The 19,349-nt window shown below is 63.4% G+C and carries 17 protein-coding genes and 1 tRNA gene; 11 read left to right on the plus strand and 7 right to left on the minus strand.

Features of this window, described 5'->3' with window-relative positions:
• Positions 1-154 precede the first annotated feature (154 nt).
• The gene (gene thrS / locus DEH80_RS02235) at positions 155-2,104 is read left to right on the plus strand and encodes a threonine--tRNA ligase (protein ID WP_109718845.1); all 1,950 of its coding nucleotides are present in this window, start codon (positions 155-157) and stop codon (positions 2,102-2,104) included.
• 56 nt (positions 2,105-2,160) lie between these two features.
• Here the strand turns inward: thrS and DEH80_RS02240 are convergent, their stop codons facing one another.
• The 5 genes from DEH80_RS02240 to DEH80_RS02260 all read right to left on the minus strand — a co-directional run bounded on the left by DEH80_RS02240 (position 2,161) and on the right by DEH80_RS02260 (position 7,658).
• Entirely contained in the window at positions 2,161-3,918 is a 1,758-nt protein-coding gene (locus tag DEH80_RS02240) for a permease (protein ID WP_109718846.1), read from the minus strand.
• A 61-nt stretch (positions 3,919-3,979) separates the two neighbouring features.
• Entirely contained in the window at positions 3,980-4,429 is a 450-nt protein-coding gene (locus tag DEH80_RS02245) for a copper chaperone PCu(A)C (protein ID WP_165831246.1), read from the minus strand.
• A 133-nt stretch (positions 4,430-4,562) separates the two neighbouring features.
• Entirely contained in the window at positions 4,563-5,516 is a 954-nt protein-coding gene (locus DEH80_RS02250; protein ID WP_109718848.1) for an alpha-L-glutamate ligase-like protein, read from the minus strand.
• Positions 5,516-7,051, minus strand: coding sequence for an inactive transglutaminase family protein (locus DEH80_RS02255; RefSeq protein ID WP_109718849.1), 1,536 nt, complete (start codon positions 7,049-7,051; stop codon positions 5,516-5,518). The genes DEH80_RS02250 and DEH80_RS02255 overlap by 1 nt, the downstream gene beginning before the upstream one ends.
• A 97-nt stretch (positions 7,052-7,148) precedes the next feature.
• On the minus strand, positions 7,149-7,658 hold the full coding sequence (locus tag DEH80_RS02260) for an ATP-dependent zinc protease family protein (RefSeq protein ID WP_109718850.1): 510 nt from the start codon (positions 7,656-7,658) through the stop codon (positions 7,149-7,151).
• A 315-nt stretch (positions 7,659-7,973) separates the two neighbouring features.
• On the opposite strand from DEH80_RS02260, the gene DEH80_RS02265 reads away from it, so the two are divergent.
• The 6 genes from DEH80_RS02265 to DEH80_RS02290 all read left to right on the plus strand — a co-directional run bounded on the left by DEH80_RS02265 (position 7,974) and on the right by DEH80_RS02290 (position 14,765).
• Positions 7,974-9,200, plus strand: a complete 1,227-nt coding sequence (locus tag DEH80_RS02265) for a succinylglutamate desuccinylase/aspartoacylase family protein (protein ID WP_207774416.1) — start codon at positions 7,974-7,976, stop codon at positions 9,198-9,200.
• Positions 9,201-9,305: 105 nt separating this feature from the next.
• Complete coding sequence (locus tag DEH80_RS02270) at positions 9,306-10,688, plus strand: flavin-containing monooxygenase (RefSeq protein ID WP_109719017.1); 1,383 nt, start codon at positions 9,306-9,308, stop codon at positions 10,686-10,688.
• A complete protein-coding gene (locus tag DEH80_RS02275) occupies positions 10,685-11,299 on the plus strand; it encodes a TetR/AcrR family transcriptional regulator (RefSeq protein WP_109718852.1) in 615 nt (204 codons plus the stop codon). Before DEH80_RS02270 ends, DEH80_RS02275 begins: the two co-directional genes overlap by 4 nt.
• Positions 11,300-11,434: 135 nt before the next feature.
• The gene (locus DEH80_RS02280) at positions 11,435-13,087 is read left to right on the plus strand and encodes an acetolactate synthase large subunit (RefSeq protein WP_109718853.1); all 1,653 of its coding nucleotides are present in this window, start codon (positions 11,435-11,437) and stop codon (positions 13,085-13,087) included.
• Between the two features lie 69 nt (positions 13,088-13,156).
• Positions 13,157-14,587: an aldehyde dehydrogenase family protein gene (locus DEH80_RS02285; RefSeq protein WP_109718854.1), complete on the plus strand. Its 1,431-nt coding sequence runs from the start codon at positions 13,157-13,159 to the stop codon at positions 14,585-14,587.
• 101 nt (positions 14,588-14,688) lie between these two features.
• A tRNA-Pro gene (locus DEH80_RS02290) sits at positions 14,689-14,765 on the plus strand.
• An 83-nt stretch (positions 14,766-14,848) separates the two neighbouring features.
• On the opposite strand, the gene DEH80_RS02295 is transcribed toward DEH80_RS02290, so the two are convergent.
• On the minus strand, positions 14,849-15,817 hold the full coding sequence (locus DEH80_RS02295; RefSeq protein ID WP_165831247.1) for a polyprenyl synthetase family protein: 969 nt from the start codon (positions 15,815-15,817) through the stop codon (positions 14,849-14,851).
• A gap of 270 nt (positions 15,818-16,087) precedes the next feature.
• Between DEH80_RS02295 and rplU the strand changes: the two genes are divergently transcribed.
• From rplU to proB, 4 genes are all read left to right on the plus strand, one after another.
• Positions 16,088-16,399 (plus strand): 50S ribosomal protein L21, encoded by a 312-nt coding sequence (gene rplU, locus DEH80_RS02300; protein WP_109718855.1) that lies wholly within the window; start codon positions 16,088-16,090, stop codon positions 16,397-16,399.
• A gap of 11 nt (positions 16,400-16,410) precedes the next feature.
• On the plus strand, positions 16,411-16,677 hold the full coding sequence (rpmA, locus tag DEH80_RS02305) for a 50S ribosomal protein L27 (RefSeq protein ID WP_109718856.1): 267 nt from the start codon (positions 16,411-16,413) through the stop codon (positions 16,675-16,677).
• A gap of 109 nt (positions 16,678-16,786) precedes the next feature.
• Positions 16,787-17,830, plus strand: coding sequence for an Obg family GTPase CgtA (gene cgtA / locus DEH80_RS02310; protein ID WP_109718857.1), 1,044 nt, complete (start codon positions 16,787-16,789; stop codon positions 17,828-17,830).
• Positions 17,827-18,942 carry a glutamate 5-kinase gene (gene proB / locus DEH80_RS02315; RefSeq protein ID WP_109718858.1) on the plus strand — a complete coding sequence of 372 codons (1,116 nt, stop codon included), beginning with the start codon at positions 17,827-17,829 and terminating at the stop codon, positions 18,940-18,942. The genes cgtA and proB overlap by 4 nt, the downstream gene beginning before the upstream one ends.
• A 76-nt stretch (positions 18,943-19,018) precedes the next feature.
• On the opposite strand, the gene rpsT is transcribed toward proB, so the two are convergent.
• The gene (rpsT, locus tag DEH80_RS02320; protein ID WP_109718859.1) at positions 19,019-19,279 is read right to left on the minus strand and encodes a 30S ribosomal protein S20; all 261 of its coding nucleotides are present in this window, start codon (positions 19,277-19,279) and stop codon (positions 19,019-19,021) included.
• Positions 19,280-19,349: the final 70 nt, after the last annotated feature.

Here is a 19,349-nt window from a genome sequence, read left to right on the forward strand (position 1 = left end):
CCGGTATGTCCGTGTCGCATCCCGCCTTTCGAACGATCGCCCTGACCCGGGCGCGAACTTGGGCCCCAGCCGCCTAACAGCGGCTGGCCGCGCTCCTGTCTCCCTTTATCTGGCTGGTTGTCAGCCATCACCCATTCGTTCGAGAGGACACCCCATGAGTATTTCTATTCGCCTGCCTGACGGTTCCGAGCGCCCCTTTGACGCGCCCCCCACCGGCACCGATGTCGCCCTGTCGATCGGGGCCGGGCTGGCCAAGGCCGCGTTGGCGATCAAGGTGAATGGCGAGTTACGTGATCTGACCCGCGTCATCGAGCAGGATGCCGATGTCGAGATCATCACCGGGAAGTCGCCTGAGGCTTTGGAGTTGCTGCGCCATGACGCCGCCCACGTGATGGCCGAGGCGGTCCAGGAGCTATACCCCGATACCCAGGTCACGATTGGGCCTGCCATCGAGAACGGTTTCTACTACGACTTCGCCCGCGATGAGCCCTTCAAGCCGGAAGATCTGGAAAAGATCGAGGCGAAGATGCGCGAGATCGTCAAGCGTGATGAGCCGATAGCCCGTGAGGTCTGGGACCGCAATGAGGCCATCGAATGGTTCAAGGCGCAGGGCGAGGCCTACAAGGCCGAGATTATTGCGGACCTGCCGGAAGGCGAGACGATCACGGTGTATCGCCAGGGGCAGTTCGTCGATCTTTGTCGCGGCCCGCATCTGCCGTCCACCGGCAAGCTGGGCAAGGCGTTCAAGCTGATGAAGCTGGCCGGTGCCTACTGGCGCGGGGATTCGAACAACGCGATGCTGCAGCGCATCTACGGTACGGCCTGGACCAATGACAAGGAACTCAAGGCGTATCTGACGCAGCTCGAAGAAGCGGAAAAACGTGACCACCGCCGCCTTGGCAAACAGCTCGATCTGTTCCACATCCAGGACGAAGCAGTAGGGCAGGTGTTCTGGCACCCCAAGGGCTACACCTTGTTCCGTCAGCTTGAGGCCTATGTGCGCGAGAAGATCGACGCCCGCAACTATGTTGAGGTCAAGACGCCGCTGCTGATGGATCGCAAGCTCTGGGAAGCCTCTGGTCACTGGGACAAGTACCGCGAGAACATGTTTATCGCGGAGGTCGACGAAGGCAGCAACGAAACCCGCATGTTGGCGGTTAAGCCGATGAACTGCCCGGGGCACGTCCAGCTGTACGCCAATACGCTGCATAGCTATCGGGACCTGCCGCTGCGCATGGCTGAGTTCGGCGCCTGTCATCGCTACGAGCCATCCGGCGCGCTGCATGGCTTGATGCGCGTGCGTGGCTTCATCATGGATGACGCACATATTTTCTGTACGCCCGAACAGCTGCCTACCGAAGCCGCCGAAGCGGGCAAGCTCATCTTCGAGATGTACCGCGAGCTGGGCTTCGACGAGGTGGAGGTCAAGCTGGCCACACGCCCCGAGCAGCGGATTGGTTCGGATGCCATCTGGGATCGCGCCGAGAGCGAGCTCAAGCAGGCCTGCGAAATGATGGGCGTGGACTACGTGGTGGCCGAAGGTGATGGCGCGTTCTACGGCCCGAAGCTGGAATTCACGCTGTACGACGCGATCGGGCGTGGCTGGCAGTGCGGCACGGTGCAGGTGGACTTCAACCTGCCGGAACGCTTCGGAATCGAGTACGTCGCCGAAGACGGCAGCCGCCAACGTCCGGCCATGCTGCATCGGGCCATTCTGGGCTCGCTGGAGCGCTTCATCGGCATTCTAATCGAGCAATACGCCGGTGCATTGCCGCTGTGGCTGGCGCCGGTGCAGGTGGCGGTGACGACCATCGTCTCCGATGCCGACGACTATGCACGCGAGGTGGTGGCGGCGCTGAAGCAGGCCGGCATTCGCGCCGAGCTGGACATCCGCAACGAAAAAATCAATCGCAAGATCCGCGAGCACAGTAACAACAAGGTGCCGGCCATCTTCGTGCTGGGTCGTAACGAGGCCGAGGAGGCGCAGGTGACCATCCGCCGCCTGGGCCAGAAACAGCAGAAGACACTGGCGCTGGCTGAGGCCATCGAATGGCTGCAGGCGGAGATTCGTGAGCGTCGTCGCCCGCAGTCGGACGCCGCTTGAGACGGCATAGGTCTTTGCGCCCAGCGTGGGGCTGTCGCTAGCCGGCGGCTCCGCGTTTAATGGACATGCGCGCTGTGCTCGCCACGCAAACCCTCCGAGAAAAACCGTCTGGCCCCGTGATTAAGCATGGCCAGCCCCAGTAGCGTGGTGAGCAGGGCAAGGCAGGACCAGCGAATCCACCCGGCATGCTCATGGGGCAGCGGCGGCGCCTGAAACCCGCTGCTGCCGCCCAGGGCGACGTTGGTGAGCCACCCCAGCAATACCGCCCCACCCAGCATGCCCACAGCGAATCGGCGTGCCGTGGCCAGGTCATGAAGACTGGCCAACAATCCGAAGCTGGCCACGTTGGTGGCCGGTCCGGCCAGCAGAAACGCCAGGCCCGCTCCCGGAGACAGGCCGCCCGCCAGCAGGACCGCAACGATGGGTGTCGCGCCGCTGGCGCAGACGTACACCGGCACGCCGATCACCGCGAAGCAAAGCACCTGCAAGGCATCTGGCCAGCCCAGCAGCGGGGTGTGGGCTAGGACCGGCTCCACGATGGCCGCCAGTAGCAGCCCGACGATGAGCCAAGGGCCTGTGGAGCGCAGCAGCTCATCGAGTTGACCGGTGAACCGTTGCATGCCTGCCGGCACCTGGGCTGCGGGCTCGGTTGCACAACAGCCCCCGGCCGGGGTGGCGGCCGCATGGACTTCGATCTGGCGGCCAACCCACCAGCCCACGGCGAGGGCCAGGGCCGCCGCAGCCAGCACGCGGGCAATGGTCATGTCCACACCCAGCAAGGGAATGGACAGCAGCAGCGCATCCAGGCCCAGCTCGGGCGTGGCCACCAGAAACGCCACACCGGCCGCGCCGGGGACGCCGCGATTGACCAGCGTCCGGTACACGGGCAAGACACCACAACTGCAAACCGGCAGAGGCAGTCCAAAGATCATGCCCCGCCATGCCTGACGCAGCTGCGGTCCTCGCTGCAACCAGTTGAGTGGGGTGCTGGGCAGCCAGGCGCCCAGCGCAGCAGCGAGCCCGAAGCCGATGACCAGCGCCGGGGCGCTGATCAGCGCAAGGTCCAGAAACCGGCCCCAGGGCAGGGCGCCGGTTCCATGCGCATCGCCGTCCTGGTGGAGCAGCGCCACGGCAACGACAACCGCCAGACCCAGGGCATTGCCCAGGCCCTCGTATCGAGGAGAGACATGAGCGTGTGTGTCCACGGCATATCGATCACCCAGATGCGGCTTGTTGAACACCACATGGAGTATGGATCCGGCAATAAAGGCCTGGAATACCGCCAGCAGCGGGGTGGTGCCGTGCGCCATCACTGTGTCGCCGAGGCTGAATCCGAGGACGGTGCCGGCCAGCATGCAGCCTAGCGTCATCCAGGCGACGCGCAGGCCGAAGGTGGGGCGTAGCAGCCACCAGATCGCCAGTCCCACGGGGAGTCGATGCAGGATGACGGCAATGGCCAGGCCCGGGCCCGTGTGCGCGGGCTCTGACAGCGCTGCGCCGTCGACCGTCGCGTGGACAATCAACCCGAAGCCACCGAGCAGCAGGGTGGCCAGGTGGGTTTCGCGCGCAGCGTGGTGGAGCAGCCGTTCGGCAATGCTGGGACCGAAAAAACCGACAGCCAGCGCGATCCAGGCCAGCAGGCCGCCGTGGTGCACGGCTTCGGGCAGGGCCTCGAGCAGCACGATGCCGCCGATGCTGAGAAAGACGAAGCCGTCGAGCACGGCGCTGAGTTTGCGCTGGCGGTTCAGCCAGGCATAGGCCAGGGGGCCGAACAGCAGCGCGAGCAGGCTGGCGGCGAGAATGGTCGAGTGCATGGCTCTATTCTACGCCGAGCCGGGGTGAAATCCCCCACCCGGAGCCGGGTGGGGTGCAGACCTACGGGGCGCTTTGCCTCAGGTCAAAGCGGCTTTCGACGGACACCAGTTCACCATCGGCCCCGCGAAATGCCAACGACACGGGGATCTGCCCGTTCGATTGCTCCAGATCACGCGGGAACCGCATCATCAGATGGTCGCCGCCCGAGGCCAGCGTCAGTGTCTCGCCCGGGGCGATCTTGTAGCCATCGACCATGCGCATCTGCTGGACGCCGTCTTCGAGATACACGCTATGCATTTCGATCCGGCCGAAATTGGGGCTGGAAACACCCAGCATCCGGAGTTCGCCGTCACCGTTGTTGGTAATGCTGACGTAGCCGGCCGTCATCTTCGCCCCCGGTGGCAGGGCACGCACCCAGCCATCTTCGACCACGATGGGGTCCTTGGGCTGACCGCAACCGGTCAAGGCAAACACGGCGACCAATATGGCGCCAAGCAGGCTTCGTTTCATGACTTCCCTCATACGCACAGGTGGACAGGGCCGAGTCTTGTGCAGGGCGAGGCCGCATCCCCAGTATCGCCCGGTCGCTCGGTCTGTAAGAAGTGGCTCAGCCCGCCGGTGGCGGATGAACACATGTCCTGCATTATGCCGGGGTGTGGCGGGCGAGCAAGTCCAATCCGAGTGCGACCCGGTCTTCGGCCGTATCGGGGATTGTTTTTTGTTGTTCGATTGCCCTGAGCACGGGCAGCAGACCGCGGCGATTCGCCAGCTGGATGGACAGACCCGGCCGGGCGTTGAGCTCCAGCACCAACGGGCCGTGATGGCGATCCAGCACCACATCCACTCCCAGATAGCCCAGCCGGGCCAAGTCATAGCAGCGGGCGGCGAGCAACAGGAGCGTGTCCCAGCCGGGAATGCCAATCCCGGCCAGCGGCGCGCCGGTATCGGGGTGGCTGGAAACCCGAGCGTTCTGACAGACGCCATCCTGGGTGATCCCGCTGGTCAGCTCGATTCCGGCGCCGACCGCTCCCTGATGGAGATTGGCCTTGCCGTCCGATGACCGTGTCGGCAAGCGCACCATCGAAGCGACCGGCACGCCCCGGAAAACGATGGTGCGGATATCCGGTACACCCTGAAACGCCACGTTTTCGAAGATCGGGTCGAACTGCACGCAGTACTCGATCATGGCCTGGTCCGGCATGCCGCCCAGGCTGAACATCCCCGATAGGATGTTGGAGATGTGATGGCCCAGTTCGCTATCCGACATCATGCTGCCGCTGGCCTTGATATAGCCGCGGGCGCGACGGTCCTTGACCACGAGAATCCCGTTGCCGCCGCTGCCATGGGCTGGCTTGACGACAAAGGAGGTCTTGTCGCCCAGGGTATCGGCCAGCTCGCGGATGGCGTGCTCGGTTCGCACGACGCCATAGAGCTCCGGCACGGCGATACCGGCCTTCTGTGCCAGTGCCTTGGTCTGCAGCTTGTCATCCACCAGCGGGTAAAGCCGGCGCGCGTTGTGGCGCATGATGAAATCGGCATTGCGCTGGTTCATCGAGAGGATGCCGGCCTCTCGAAGTATGGTACCGGGCCACCGCATCAGAGCTGTTTACCCGCAATCACGGCACGGAACCGCCAGAACTCGGACAGCCGGTAACCGGTGTAACGCCCCAGAATCAGGCAGCCCCCGAGCAATACCAGCAGCAGTTCGGGGAACACGAACACGAGATGGGTCAGCGTCGGGTTGCTCATCACCAAGAACCCTGCGGCGGCGACCAGTAAGCTGCCACAGCCCTGCAGCGTGGCTTCGCCCGCGCCGTGCTCTTCCCAAACCAGCGACATGCGCTCAATGGTCATCGCCAGGATCACCATGGGGAACAGGGCAATCGAGAGGCCCTTCTCCATGCCGAGCTGATGGCTGATCAGACTGACCAGCAGCATCAGGAAGATGACAATGATCAAGACCGAGGCCAGCCGGGGAACCAGCAGCAGTTTCAATCGCTCCAGGGCGAATCGCAGACCCAGTCCCAGTGCCACGATGAGCGAGAACAGAATAATGCCCCACAGCAGTTTGGTTTCGCGGAAGGCCAGGGCAATCAGGATGGGCATGAAGGTCCCAAACGTCTTCACGCCCACGACGTTGCGTAGCAGCACGACCAGGAATGCACCGAGCGGCACCGTCAGCAAGACCTTGTAAACGTTCTGGGTTTGCACCGGCAGCGCAAACAACGAGTAATCCAGCAGCAACGAGCCGTGGTTGCGTGCCCGGTCCCGCGCGATGGAGACGATTTCCCGCTGGCTGCGCGCCACCGAGAACCGCACATCCGGCTGTGCGCCGCCGTCGACCGCGAGTAACGGGTCGTTGCCAACGCGCCAGACCAGGAAGTCGTCCGGCAGTCCGGTCTTGCCGGTGAGCGGAGACATCGGAATCCAGCGCTGCTCGTTATGGACTTCGATGTACGGCACCAGCGAGGCATCTCGGGTGCCATCGACCAGTGGCAGGCCCCAGATCACCCGGGCAGGAATTCGGGCACCCGCCAGTACATCCACCAGCCACTGCGCCCAGGCGCCGGGGCTGTTGCTGCCACTGCGTAGGCTGTCGACAGACGGGTTGCTGCCCTCGCGGTTCATGCGCTCGATGAGCGCGCGGGCGAAGGTCACGATATCTGCGGATTCGGAACGCACTTCCTCTAGCAGCGCGTTGACGGCCGCCTGGGTGGATTCGCCATAGGCAGGCACCTGCGGGTAGCCCGGGAAGGGGTCGGTATGCGTGGCCGGGCGTGTTTCGGATTCATAGACGGTGACCCGGTAATAAAGCGCCTGGGTGCCGTTGGCGCGCCGGATGGCCCACAGCGCAGCCCGGTTCAGACCACTGTCTTCCTGGCTCACACCAAATCCGCTGGAGATGAAATCCTCGTCCAACTGCTCGAAGCCCGGCGGCTGCCCAGGAATGAGCAAGGTGGCTTTCACGGGGCCGCCCCTCGCGCGGAAGGCTGCCCGGGCTTCGACGGTCCATACCGCCGCTTCCGTGCTGGGTGTTAGGGGCAGGCCCAGGCTGCGGGCCTTATACGCCGTAAGTGACAGCCCGGCGGCGATCAGCAGCGCGGCGATGATCCAGACAGGCAGGTTTCTCAAGATCGCTGCTCCGGGCAGGCAGCCGCAGAGTCTGCGGCGGGCTTGATGGCTAACATGGGTCCAACTCCCTTTGAAGGCTGGCCGGCAGAGTCCCCGCCTAGCGGCAGGCAGCCTGGGTCATAAAGGTGGCCGCCGGGTCCACAACCGCGACGTCTTCGAGAAAACGCCGCCCCAGCAGCACGGGATAGATAAAGCTGCCACGATCGGCCAGCGAGAACTGCGTTCTGCGTCGGCGACCGTCAAAACAGAACTCCAGCTCAACCACAGCGCGACGAGAACTGGGGTCGTCATGGTCCTTGATGCGCACGCTGCGTGTCAGAGGCGCTTCGGTTTCGATACGGTGCACTTCGTCGTCGGCATCTTCCAGCACCAGCGTAAAACGGACCCAGCGCTCATCATCTTTCTCGAAGCGCTCAATGTCTTCAGCATAAATCGATGAGGTCAGCGCCCCGGTGTCGAGCTTGGCTGAAACGACGATGTCCCAAGGCAGGACGGTCATTTTCTCGACCCAGCCTGCGATGACCTTGCCGGGCGTGCGGCTGTCCGCGGCCACTGTTTGAGGAGCCAGCGCCGCCAGTACCAACGCTGTGCTGAGGAACCTTCGCATGGCGAGATGCGTCTGTTGAGTGCCTGGCGAGAGTCTATGGAATCGCCAAGCGCTTCGCACGATCGGGCGCTAGGGGCGGTGATTCGCCAGCCAGGCATGACCTTGATAGCTTGGAGTCGCATGAACCATTGCAGATCGCATCGTTGGCCAATTCTTGTCTTGTTGGCAGGGGTTGTTCCTGCGCTGTCCGCCCAGCAGCCCACCGAGCCGCGCGCGGAGGCAGACCGAACAACAGCGCAGCCAAGCGCACAGCCGGATACGCAAGACACGCAGGTTAAGGCCCCCGCAGCTGCGGCTGAGGCCGCAGCGGTCCCGGTGACCGCCCCAGAACCCACCCCAGCGCCCCCTGCAGTTCAAGCGTTCGAGTTGCTTGGGGAGGCTGTGCAGCCGGGGACTTGGCGCCAGCTTGCCTGGTCGGCCAGTTATCACTTCGGCGAGCTGGGTGGTGCCACGCCGGTGCTGGTCTCCCACGGGGCCGAGCCGGGTCCGGTGTTGTGCCTGACAGGCGCCGTGCATGGGGACGAACTCAACGGCATCGAAATCATTCGTCGTGTGGTGCACTCGCTGGACCCCAAAGGGCTGTCCGGAACGGTGATCGGTGTGCCGATTGTCAATCTGGCGGGTTTTCAGCGGAACTCGCGCTATCTGCCAGACCGGCGTGATCTGAACCGCTACTTCCCCGGTTCGCCAACTGGCAGTCTGGCATCCCGCGTTGCCCATTCGTTTTTTACCCAGATCATCGAACGGTGCGATCGTTTGGCCGATCTACATACCGGTTCGTTCCACCGCACCAATCTTCCGCAGCTTCGCGCGGATTTGAGTAATCCAGCGGTGGTGGAGCTGAGTCGCGGCTTTGGAGGCATTGCGGTGCTGCAAACCCAGGGCGCAAAGGGCACGCTGCGTCGCGCTGCGGTCGATGCCGGCATACCGGCCGTGACGCTGGAGGCGGGTGAGCCGTTGCGATTGCAGCCACAACAGGTGGATCAGGGGGTCCGCGGCATCGAAACCCTGATGCACAAGCTCGGCATGATCAACCGTCAGCGCAACTGGCCGAACCCGCAGCCGGTGTTTTACGAGTCCTACTGGGTGCGCTCGGACCATGGCGGCATCTTGCTGACCCAGGTGGATGTGGGCGATGTGGTTCGTGAGGGGACGGTGCTGGGCACGGTGACCGATCCGATTACCAACGTGCGGCATGAGGTGTTGTCTCCGTATCGCGGGCGGATCCTGGGCATGGCGCTTAATCAGGTGGTCATGCCGGGGTTTGCCGCGTTCAGGGTCGGGATCCAGACCACGGAGGAGGCCGTGCAGGAAGAGGCCGCGACTGCCGCTGACACGCAGCCCGTGCCGGCGCAAGAGGCCCGCGATGACACCTCCGAAATCGAACGCCCCCCGCCGGAACGCGCCGAGGAGATGCCGCCCCGCATCGAGGGCGATGACGCGCCCGAGGAGGAGTCGGGCGAGGGGGGTCCTGCGGCGCCGGAGCGCGCAGGCGAAACCGACGACGCGCCGGCTGCTGTGGCCGCACCTCCTGAGCCTTGAGTCACCCCAGGCGCCCGACCGGCGGCCAAGCTAAAACTTGACGCTGGTGTCATGAATTCGCCATCCTCGAAAAATGACGCAAGTGTCATTTATGAGGAGACGACCATGAATAAGAACGAACGCATCGCCGTCATCGGCGCCGGGCCATCTGGCATCACGGCCGCAAAGAATGTGATCGAGGCGGGCTATGGGGACGGGCTCACCCTGTTCGAGATGTCCGATCAAGTCGGTGGCAACTGGGTGTTCCGGGATGAGCCCAGCCATTCCAGCGTCTACGAAACCACCCACATCATCAGTTCCAAGTACTGGTCGGCCTACGAGGATTTTCCGTTCCCGGAAGGCACGCCCGACTATCCGTCGCATCGCCATCTGCTGAAGTATTTCCAGGACTATGCCGAGCATTTCGGCGTGCTGGAGCGCACGGAGTTCAACACCCGAGTGGATTCGGCCGTGCGTCGTGACGACGGGTTGTGGGAATTGACCGTGACAGGCCCCAAGGGCTCACGTACCGAGGTGTTCGATCACCTAATGGTGTCCAACGGGCATCACTGGAATCCGCGTATGCCGGAGCTGCCGGGCGAGTTCGCCGGCGAAGTGATGCATTCGCACCAGTTCAAAAAGGCCGCGCCCTTTGCGGGCAAGCGGGTGCTGGTGGTCGGCGGGGGCAACTCCGCTGCAGATGTCGCGGTGGAATGCTCGCGCGTGGCCGAGAACGTGTGCATCAGCATGCGTCGCGGCTACTGGTTCCTGCCCAAATTCATGATGGGTAAACCGGGTGATGTGGTGTATCACAAGACGGAATGGATGCCGTCGTGGCTGCGTCAGAAGTTGCTCACGCTGAGCGTGCGGTTGGTGCAGGGCAAGAACGCCGACTACGGCCTGGAGGAACCTGAGTACTCGATTCTCCAGGGGCATCCCACGCTGAACTCCGAACTGATGTACTTCATCGGCCACGGTGAGTTGCAGCCACGCCGCGGTATCCAGGCGATTGACGGGCATACGGTGACCTTTACCGACGGCCGGCAGGACGACTTCGACGTCATCATCTGTGCGACGGGCTACCGCACGACCTTCCCGTTCTTCGACAAATCGTTCATCGACTGGGAGGAGGCGACGCAGATCCCGCTTTATCGCAAAATGTTCCACGCCGACTACGACAACCTGTTCTTTATCGGGCTGTTCCAGCCTCTGGGTTGCATCTGGCCGCTATCGGACTACCAGGCCAAGCTGGCGATGAAGGCGATCACGGGCGAGTGGCAGCGACCGGATAACCTCGCCGACAAGATTGCCGAAGAGCTCAGCAGCCCGCATTACGACTTTGTGGCGCATACCAAGCACGCGGTCGAGGTGGACTACACGCGCTTCCGCCGTGAGTTGCTGGATGAGCTCAAGACCGCAGGCTCGGGTCCTTATGTGTCCCAGGTCGATCGCAGTGGTGCGGCCGCCGAACCGGAGACGCCCAAGTACTCGCATCGGAAGGCGGCGTGAGTGCAACGGTCCAGGCACGTCCGCTGAGCCGACGAGAGCAGAACAAAGCCGCTAACCGGTCGGCGATACTGGCGGCCGCCCGGCGGCTGTTCATCGAGCGTGGGTTCGATGCGGTGAACGTGCGCGACATCGTGCGCGGAACCCACCTGGCGGCCGGCACCTTCTACAACTATTTCCCGGACAAGGAGTCTGTTTTTCGTGCCCTGGTGGACGAACAAATGGCCTCTCTAACGGTGCAGCTGACCAGCATCCGGCAGTCGGCGGATTCATTAGAGGTGTTTCTGCACGCGACCTACGCGCTGGTGTTCCGTACTGCGTTGGATGAACCGCTGTTCTACCAGTTCATCTTTCGCAATCAGGCGGTGATGCAGGACATGTACGAAGGTAGCGTGCTGGGACTATCCGTTCATGCCCTGCGCCAGGACATCGAAGCGGCCCAGGCCCGTGGGCTGATTGACGCAGACATCGATGCCGATTACCTGGCGGCCGCGTTCTACGGCGTCGGCTTTGAACTGGGCCGGGAGCTGGTGTCTCGCGAGACCCCGGACCCGGATGCTGTCGCAGCCTTGGCGACACGTATTTTTCTCGCTGGCGTGGCGCCGCAAAGCTGAACCGAACCTGGGCTGGCGCGGGATCGCCCAGCCCAGGTCAGATTGCGCGACCGGGACAGACTCGCCTGGGTCAGGCTATGGTGTACCTGTTTGTACACCGTTAGATTGGCCGCACATCCAAGCGAGAGCACTGCGTTGAAAACATCAGATCTGCTGGTCCGCTGCCTGGAGCGAGAGGGCATCGAGTACGTCTTCGGTGTGCCCGGCGAGGAGAACGCCGATTTCATGCTGTCGCTGGAAGACTCCAGCATCCAATTCATCTTGACCCGGCATGAGCAGGGTGCGGCCTTCATGGCGGAAGCCTATGGCCGCCTGACCGGAAATCCGGCGGTCTGTCTGGGGACGCTGGGGCCGGGAGCGACCAATCTGCTAACCGGAGTCGCCGATGCCAATATGGATCGCGCACCGCTGATCTGCATTACCGGGCAGGGCGCAACCAGCCGGCAGCACAAGGAAAGCCACCAGATCATGAATGTGGTGGATATGTATGAGCCGGTGACCAAATGGTCGCAGACCATTACCGACCCGGATGCCGTGCCGGAGATCGTTCGCAAGGCGGTCAGAGTGGCACGGCGTGAAAAACCCGGCGCCGTGCTCATCGAACTGCCGGAGAATCTGGCCAAGCGCGATGCGGCCACCGATCCGATCGAACCACGCCGTTTCCGCCGCCCGGTGCCTGACGACAAGATTGTCGATCGCGCCTACGAGCTGCTGCGCACCGCGCGCTCACCCGTGATTATTGCGGGCAACGGGGCCATACGCCGGCGCGCCTCCCACCAGCTGCGACAGCTTTGTGAGCGCACGGGAATCGGCGTCATGAGCACCTTCATGGGTAAGGGGGCCGTCGACATGGACGCTCCGTACTCGCTGTTCACCATTGGCTTGGGCCAGCGGGACTACGTCGTCGATGCTCTGGAGGCGGCCGATGTGGTGATCACGCTGGGCTACGACATGGTGGAATATCCCCCCAGCCGGTGGAATGCCGGGGGCGACCGCTGTGCCGTGATTCACATCGACTTCGAGCCGGCCGAGATCGACCGCGACTATCACCCGGATGTCGAGGTCGTGGGCGATCTGGCGCATTGCCTGTGGATGCTTAACAAGCGCTTCGAGCGTGACGGCGTGCCGGAGTATGACTTCGCCACCCAGGCGGATGTTCGCGCGCGCATGCTGGCCGAGTTTCGCGAGCATGCCGACGACGATGGCGAAGGGCCGATCCGTCCGCAAAAAGCCATCTGGGACGTGCGCCAGGCATTGTCCGCCGGCGACATTCTGTTATCGGGCGTCGGCGCCCACAAAATGTGGATTGCGCGTTACTACCATTGCCATGAACCGAATTGCTGCCTGATTCCCAATGGGTTTTGCTCCATGGGACAGCCCTTGCCCGGGGCCATTGCCGCGCATCTGGTGCATCCGGATCGCAAGATTCTTGGCATTGCCGGAGACGGTGATTTCCTGATGAACGTCCAGGAAATGGAGACAGCCACCCGCCTGAACGCAGATATCACCCTGCTGGTCTGGGAAGACGGCGGCTACGGGCTGATTTCCTGGAAGCAGCAGGATGAATTCAACCGGCACACCAACCTGTCGTTCGGCAACCCAGATTGGTTGCAGCTGGCCGCAAGCTTTGGCTGGCAGGGTGCTTATGTGCAGCGCGCCGCCGACCTCAAGCCGGCACTCGAAGCGGCCCTGGCTCACCGCGGGCCCTCGCTGGTGGTCATGCCGGTGGACTACCGGGAAAACCAGAAGCTGACCGAACGGCTGGGCCGGATCAAAGTCAACAACTAGGACGGACAGGCCAACGGGCGGCGAGGGCCACGCCCGGTGGCGGTCGCACCCCATCATCCAGGAGGACGCATGCTGAAGGATCAATACCCCTATTACCTTGCCAACAAGCCGGTTCAGGCCAATGCCGAGCTGGAGGTCACGGACAAGTACCGCGGTCAGGTGGCGACCCGCGTTGCCCTGGCCGACGCCCAGGCGCTGGATCAGGCCATCGCCGCAGCCGAGGCCGCAACCCCTGCGATGGCCGCGCTTAAGCCCTATCAGCGACGGGAGGTGCTGGAGCATTGTGTCAGCCGGTTCCGTGCGCGATTCGATGAGCTGGCCGAGAGTCTCTGCATTGAAGCCGGCAAGCCGATCAAGGACGCCGAGGGCGAGGTCACGCGCTTGATCGAGACCTTTCGCGTCGCCGCGGCAGAGACCGAGCGGGATATCGGCGCGGTGGTGCCGCTGGCCAATGCCGCGCGTGCCGCCGCCTACGAGGGCATGTACAAGCGTGTGCCCATCGGCCCCTGTGCCTTTATTTCGCCGTTCAACTTTCCCCTGAACCTCGCCGCCCACAAGGTGGCACCGGCCATTGCTGCGGGCTGTCCTTTCGTGCTCAAGCCGGCATCGCGCACGCCCATCGGAGCGCTGATCATCGGGGAAACGCTGGCCGAGACAGACCTGCCGGAAGGCGCCTTCTCCATCCTGCCGATGACGCGCAAGGCCGCGGATGCACTGGTCGAGGATGACCGGCTCAAGCTGCTGTCGTTTACCGGCTCAGACACGGTGGGCTGGGAGCTCAAGGCCCGCGCCGGCAAAAAGAAGGTCGTGATGGAACTGGGGGGCAACGCCGCCTGCATCATCGATGAGACCTGGGACGATCTCGATGACGCCGTCGCCCGTTTGATCATCGGGGCGTTCTACCAGTCCGGCCAGAGCTGCATCGGCGTGCAGCGGGTGCTGATCCATCGTAGTCGATATGAGGCCGTGCGCGACCGGTTCGTCGAGGCCGCAAGCCAGCTCAAGGCCGGTGACCCCAGTGACCGGGAGACCTTCATCGGGCCGATGATCTCGGAAGGTGAGGCCGAGCGGCTGCATGGCTGGATTCAGGAGGCCGAAGCCGCTGGAGGCCGCATCCTCTGTGGCGGTGGGCGCGATGGGGCCATGCTGCAGGCGACGCTGATGGAAAACGTGGATGACGACCAAAGACTGGTGACCGAGGAAGCCTTCGGGCCGGCGGCCGTACTGTCCAGCTTTGACGATTTCGACGAGGCGCTAGCGGCGGTCAACAACAGCCGATTCGGCTTGCAGGCGGGCGTGTTTACGCAGGACCTTTATCGAATGCAACGAGCTTGGGACCACCTCGATGTCGGTGGTGTGATCATCGGCGATGTGCCGTCCTGGCGCACGGATCAGATGCCTTACGGCGGGGTCAAGGACAGCGGGCTGGGGCGCGAGGGCCTGCGCTTTGCCATCGACGACATGTCCGAGATCCGTCTGCTGGCGATCCGTACGCCCTGAGTTGTCAGGCGCCTTGGGTCGGCGGCGGTAGAACGCGTTGCGCGTCCATCTCGCTTTGCGTATAGTCCGCCGCCGGTTGGGGCGGCGCCCCGACCACGGTTCGGGGTGTAGCTCAGCCTGGTAGAGCACTGTCTTCGGGAGGCAGGGGTCGTAGGTTCAAATCCTGTCACCCCGACCAAATATCCCGCCCGGCCTTGAAAGCCGGACACGAAAAAGGCGACCTGCGGGTCGCCTTTTTTGTTCAAGCGTGGCGCGGGTCTGTCAGCTGACGCGTTCGACGGCAAAGCGGGCCAGTCCAGCCAGCGTGTCCCGGCCTGGGGTGGCAGGGAGTGCGTCCAGTGCGTCCACGGCAGCATCGGCATAGTGCCTGGCCAGCTGCAGCGTCTGATCAATGGCGCCAGCGGCGTGGATGTCCTGGATGATGGCGTCGAGTTCTTCGTCGGTTGCCTCGGTAATCGCCCGACGCACCCGCGCCTGGGCGGCCGGACTGCCATCGCGCAGCACCCGAAGCAACGGCAGCGTCGGCTTGCCTTCCGCGAGATCGTCACCGACATGCTTGCCCAGACTTGATTCGTCGCCAAGGTAGTCGAGCGCGTCGTCGACCAGCTGAAACGCCATGCCCAGCGATTGACCGTAGTGATCCATCGCGTCGATTTGCGGCTGCGAACTACCCGCCAGCAGGGCGGGCAGCATGGTGGCCGCACGAAACAGCCGGGCGGTCTTGCGATCAATCACATCCAGGTACTGGGCCTCGCTGATGTCCGGATTGCCGATGTTCATCAGCTGCAGTACTTCGCCCTCTGCAATGGCGTTGGTGGTGCTGGCCAGCAGCTCCATCACCGGCATCGTGTCCAGACGCACCATCAGTTCGAAGGCCCGTGAGTACAGGAAGTCCCCGGTCAGGACGCTGGCCGCATTGCCAAATGCAGCATTGGCCGTCTCCCGCCCACGGCGCAGGCTGGATTCGTCCACCACGTCGTCATGCAGCAGTGTGGCCGTGTGGATGAATTCGATGATGGCCGCAGCGGTATGAACCCGCGGGTCATCGTGGCCCAGCGCCTGGGCGGCCAGGGCCACCAATGCAGGTCGCATGCGCTTGCCACCACCGGCGACGATATGGTGTCCGATCTGATTGATCAGGACGACGTCGGACTGCAATTCGTCTCGGATCAGTTGGTCAATGGCGCCCATGTCGGCGGCAATCGGAGACAGCAGTTCGGCGAGTTCCATTCGTTTCGGGGGCAGGGCGATTGCGCGGATGCTAGCCGCCCGGATCATCAGGGACAACCCACGGTCAGGATAAGCGATTGATTTTCAGGCATAAGCCGCGCAATCTTCCACGCTCTATTCGGCCCACGGCCTGGGCGAATCACCCGAGCGTCGGTCCGGGTCAGGTCATCGCCTATTTGCGTTGACCCAGCGGGGTTCTATCCGTAGAATTCGCGCCCTTGAATTTTGGCCGTGGCGTGCGTGCTGCGGTCTAGTCCCGGAGAATCCCAGATGTACGCGGTCATTAAGACAGGTGGCAAGCAGTATCGCGTGGCCGAAGGCGACGTGATTCGCGTTGAAACCCTCGAAGCCAACGCCGGTGAAACGATTACTTTCGATCAGGTCCTCATGGTTGGCGAAGGTGAGTCGATCAAAGTCGGCAAGCCCTACGTGGACGGGTCCAGCGTGACCGCCGAAGTCACGGCCGAAGGTCGGGGTGACAAGATCCGCGTCATCAAGTTCAAGCGTCGCCAGGGTTACAAGCGCACCATTGGCCATCGCCAGAACTACACCGAACTGAAGATCACCGGCATCGCCGGCTAAGGAGCACACTCATGGCACATAAAAAGGCAGGCGGTAGTACCCGCAACGGCCGCGACTCAGAGTCCAAACGACTTGGCGTCAAGGCTTTTGGTGGCGAAGTGGTTTCCGCCGGCAGCATCATCGTGCGCCAGCGTGGTACCCGTTTCCGCGCAGGCGAAAACGCCGGTGTTGGCAAGGACCACACGGTGTTCGCCAAGGTGGACGGCCGTGTCGTGTTCGAAGTGAAGGGTGCCGAGAAGCGCAAATTTGTGCGCATCGAGCCCGTCGAGCTGGCCTAAGCCGCACGACGCGAATCCGAAAAGGCCTCGCCGGCGTGCCGGCGGGGCCTTTTTTGTAGGCCGGGTGTCATGATGTGCCGCTGCGCATACGCACCATGGAGTGTCTGCCATGAAGTTTGTTGATGAAGCAATCATCACCGTCGAGGCTGGCGACGGCGGCAACGGTTGCGTCAGTTTCCGTCGGGAGAAATACGTGCCCTTCGGTGGTCCGGATGGCGGGGATGGTGGCGATGGTGGCCATGTCTGGGCGGTCGCCGACGAGGAGATCAACACACTCGCGGATTTCCGCTTTACTCGTCGCTTTGCCGCAAAGCGGGGCGAGAACGGGCGGGGCGCCAACTGCACGGGTGCTCGGGGCGATGACTGCGAGATTGCCATGCCTCTGGGGACGGTGATCGAAGACCTGGAAACGGGCGAGGTCATTGGTGATCTGTCGACGCCGGGCCAGCGCATCATGGTCGCGCATGGCGGCTGGCATGGGATTGGCAACGCGCGGTACAAGAGCAGTACCAATCGCGCGCCGCGCCAGTTCACTCCCGGCAAGCCGGGCGATCAACGCAAGCTGAAGTTAGAACTCAAGCTGATTGCAGACGTCGGCTTGGCCGGGTTGCCCAATGCCGGCAAGTCCAGCCTGATCAGCGCTGTTTCCGCAGCCCGCCCGAAGGTGGCCGACTACCCCTTCACCACCTTGCATCCGAATCTTGGCGTGGTGCGCGTCGGTCCGGCCGAGAGCTTCGTCATGGTCGACGTGCCCGGCCTCATCGAAGGCGCCGCTGAGGGGGTTGGGCTGGGGCATCGGTTTCTGCGGCATCTGCAGCGAACCCGGCTGATCCTGCATCTGGTCGAGCCCGAGGCAGCAACGGGCGAGTCTCCGTTGGAAGGCGTACAGACCATTACAGAGGAATTGGAGCAGTACGGTGAAGAGGTGGCCGGTATCACCCGGTGGTTGGTGTTGAGCAAGGCGGATGTGCTGGGTGAACAAGGCGCCGAGGAAGCGCTAAAGGCGTTGGTCAGCGATCTTGATTGGCAGGGGCCGGCCTATGTGATTTCCAGTCACTCGGGGCAGGGACTCAAGCCGCTATTGCATGACATTTATGACCATTTGAATCAGGCGCCTGAGTCACCTGATGACGAGGGTGACGCCTCGGCATGAGCGCCGCGGGCTATCGGCGGCTGGTCGTCAAGATCGGCAGCGCACTGATCACCAATGGTGGTCGTGGTCTGGATCGATCCGGTATCGAGCGTTGGGCGGCCCAGGTTGCCGCAGCACGCGCCAACGGCATCGAGGTGGTGATGGTGTCGTCAGGCGCTGTGGCCGAGGGTATGGCGCGCATGGGCTGGACCGAGCGTCCGGAGTCCCTGGATCGACTGCAAGCGGCCGCGGCAATCGGGCAAATGGGCCTGACGCAGGCCTGGGGCGATGCCTTCGGTCGGCATGGGCTGCACACCGCCCAGGTGCTGCTAACCCACGATGATGTCGCCAACCGCCGGCGCTATCTCAACGCGCGCTCGACGCTTCTGTCGCTGCTGGCCGTTGGGGCCATTCCCGTGATTAACGAGAACGACACCGTGGCCACCGATGAGATCCGCTTTGGTGACAACGATCGGCTCGGCGCGGTGGCAGCGCAGCTGGTCGAGGCTGACGGGCTCATCATCCTGACGGATCAGCCGGGGCTGATGACGGCTGATCCGCGTAAGGACCCGACCGCCACATTGATCGAATCGGGTGAGGCAGGCGATCCCGCTCTACGGCTGCATGCTGCGGGTGGCGCCGGACGGCTCGGCCGCGGCGGCATGCTGACCAAGTTGGACGCGGCGGCCCTGGCAGCGCGCAGCGGCGCCTGGACGCTGCTCATGGATGGTCGGGGCCCGGACGCACTGGCGCAGGCGCTGGCAGGGACGGCGCGGGGTACGCGGCTGTCGGCCAAGGGGGCGGTGCTGGCAGCGCGTAAACGGTGGATCGCTGGCCGTCTGCGGGTTGCCGGGTCGGTACGGCTGGATCGGGGCGCTGTGCAGGCACTGACCTGCAATGGAAGTAGCCTGTTGCCGGTCGGTGTGATCGCGGTGTCTGGCGAATTTCGTCGTGGCGACCTGATTGCCTGCGAGGCGCCGGACGGTCGCCGCATCGCCACGGGGCTTAGCAACTATTCAGCAGAAGAGGCTCGTCAAATTGCGGGTTGCGCCAGCCAGGAGCTGGTGGACAGGCTGGGGTATGTCGGCGATGTGGAGTTGATCCATCGCGACAACTTGGCGCTGGAGACCTGAAAGCCTGGGCGCACAAAAAAGCCGGCGATCACGCCGGCTTTTTCGGTTGAGCCCACAAGGGACTCGTCGAATTCGATCAGAGTGCCTGAATCTGCTTCGACAGGCGGCTCTTGTGCCGAGCGGCCTTGTTCGTGTGGATCAGGCCTTTGCGTGCCATGCGGTCGATCACGGGCACTGCGGCCGTGTAGGCGGCTTCAGCTGCTGCCTTGTCACCGCTTTCGATCGCGCTCACCACTCGCTTGATGTAGGTGCGCGTCATGGAACGCTGGCTCATGTTGCGCTCGCGAGCCACCTTGGCCTGCTTGGCGCGCTTGCGTGCTTGTGCGGAATTCGCCACGTGTATCCTCTTCGAAAAACGGGTTGGCGGGTATTTGGAAGGCCGCGTATTTTATGGTGTTGGGCTGCAA

It is taken from the genome of Abyssibacter profundi (genome assembly GCF_003151135.1).
Classification (GTDB): domain Bacteria; phylum Pseudomonadota; class Gammaproteobacteria; order Nevskiales; family OUC007; genus Abyssibacter; species Abyssibacter profundi.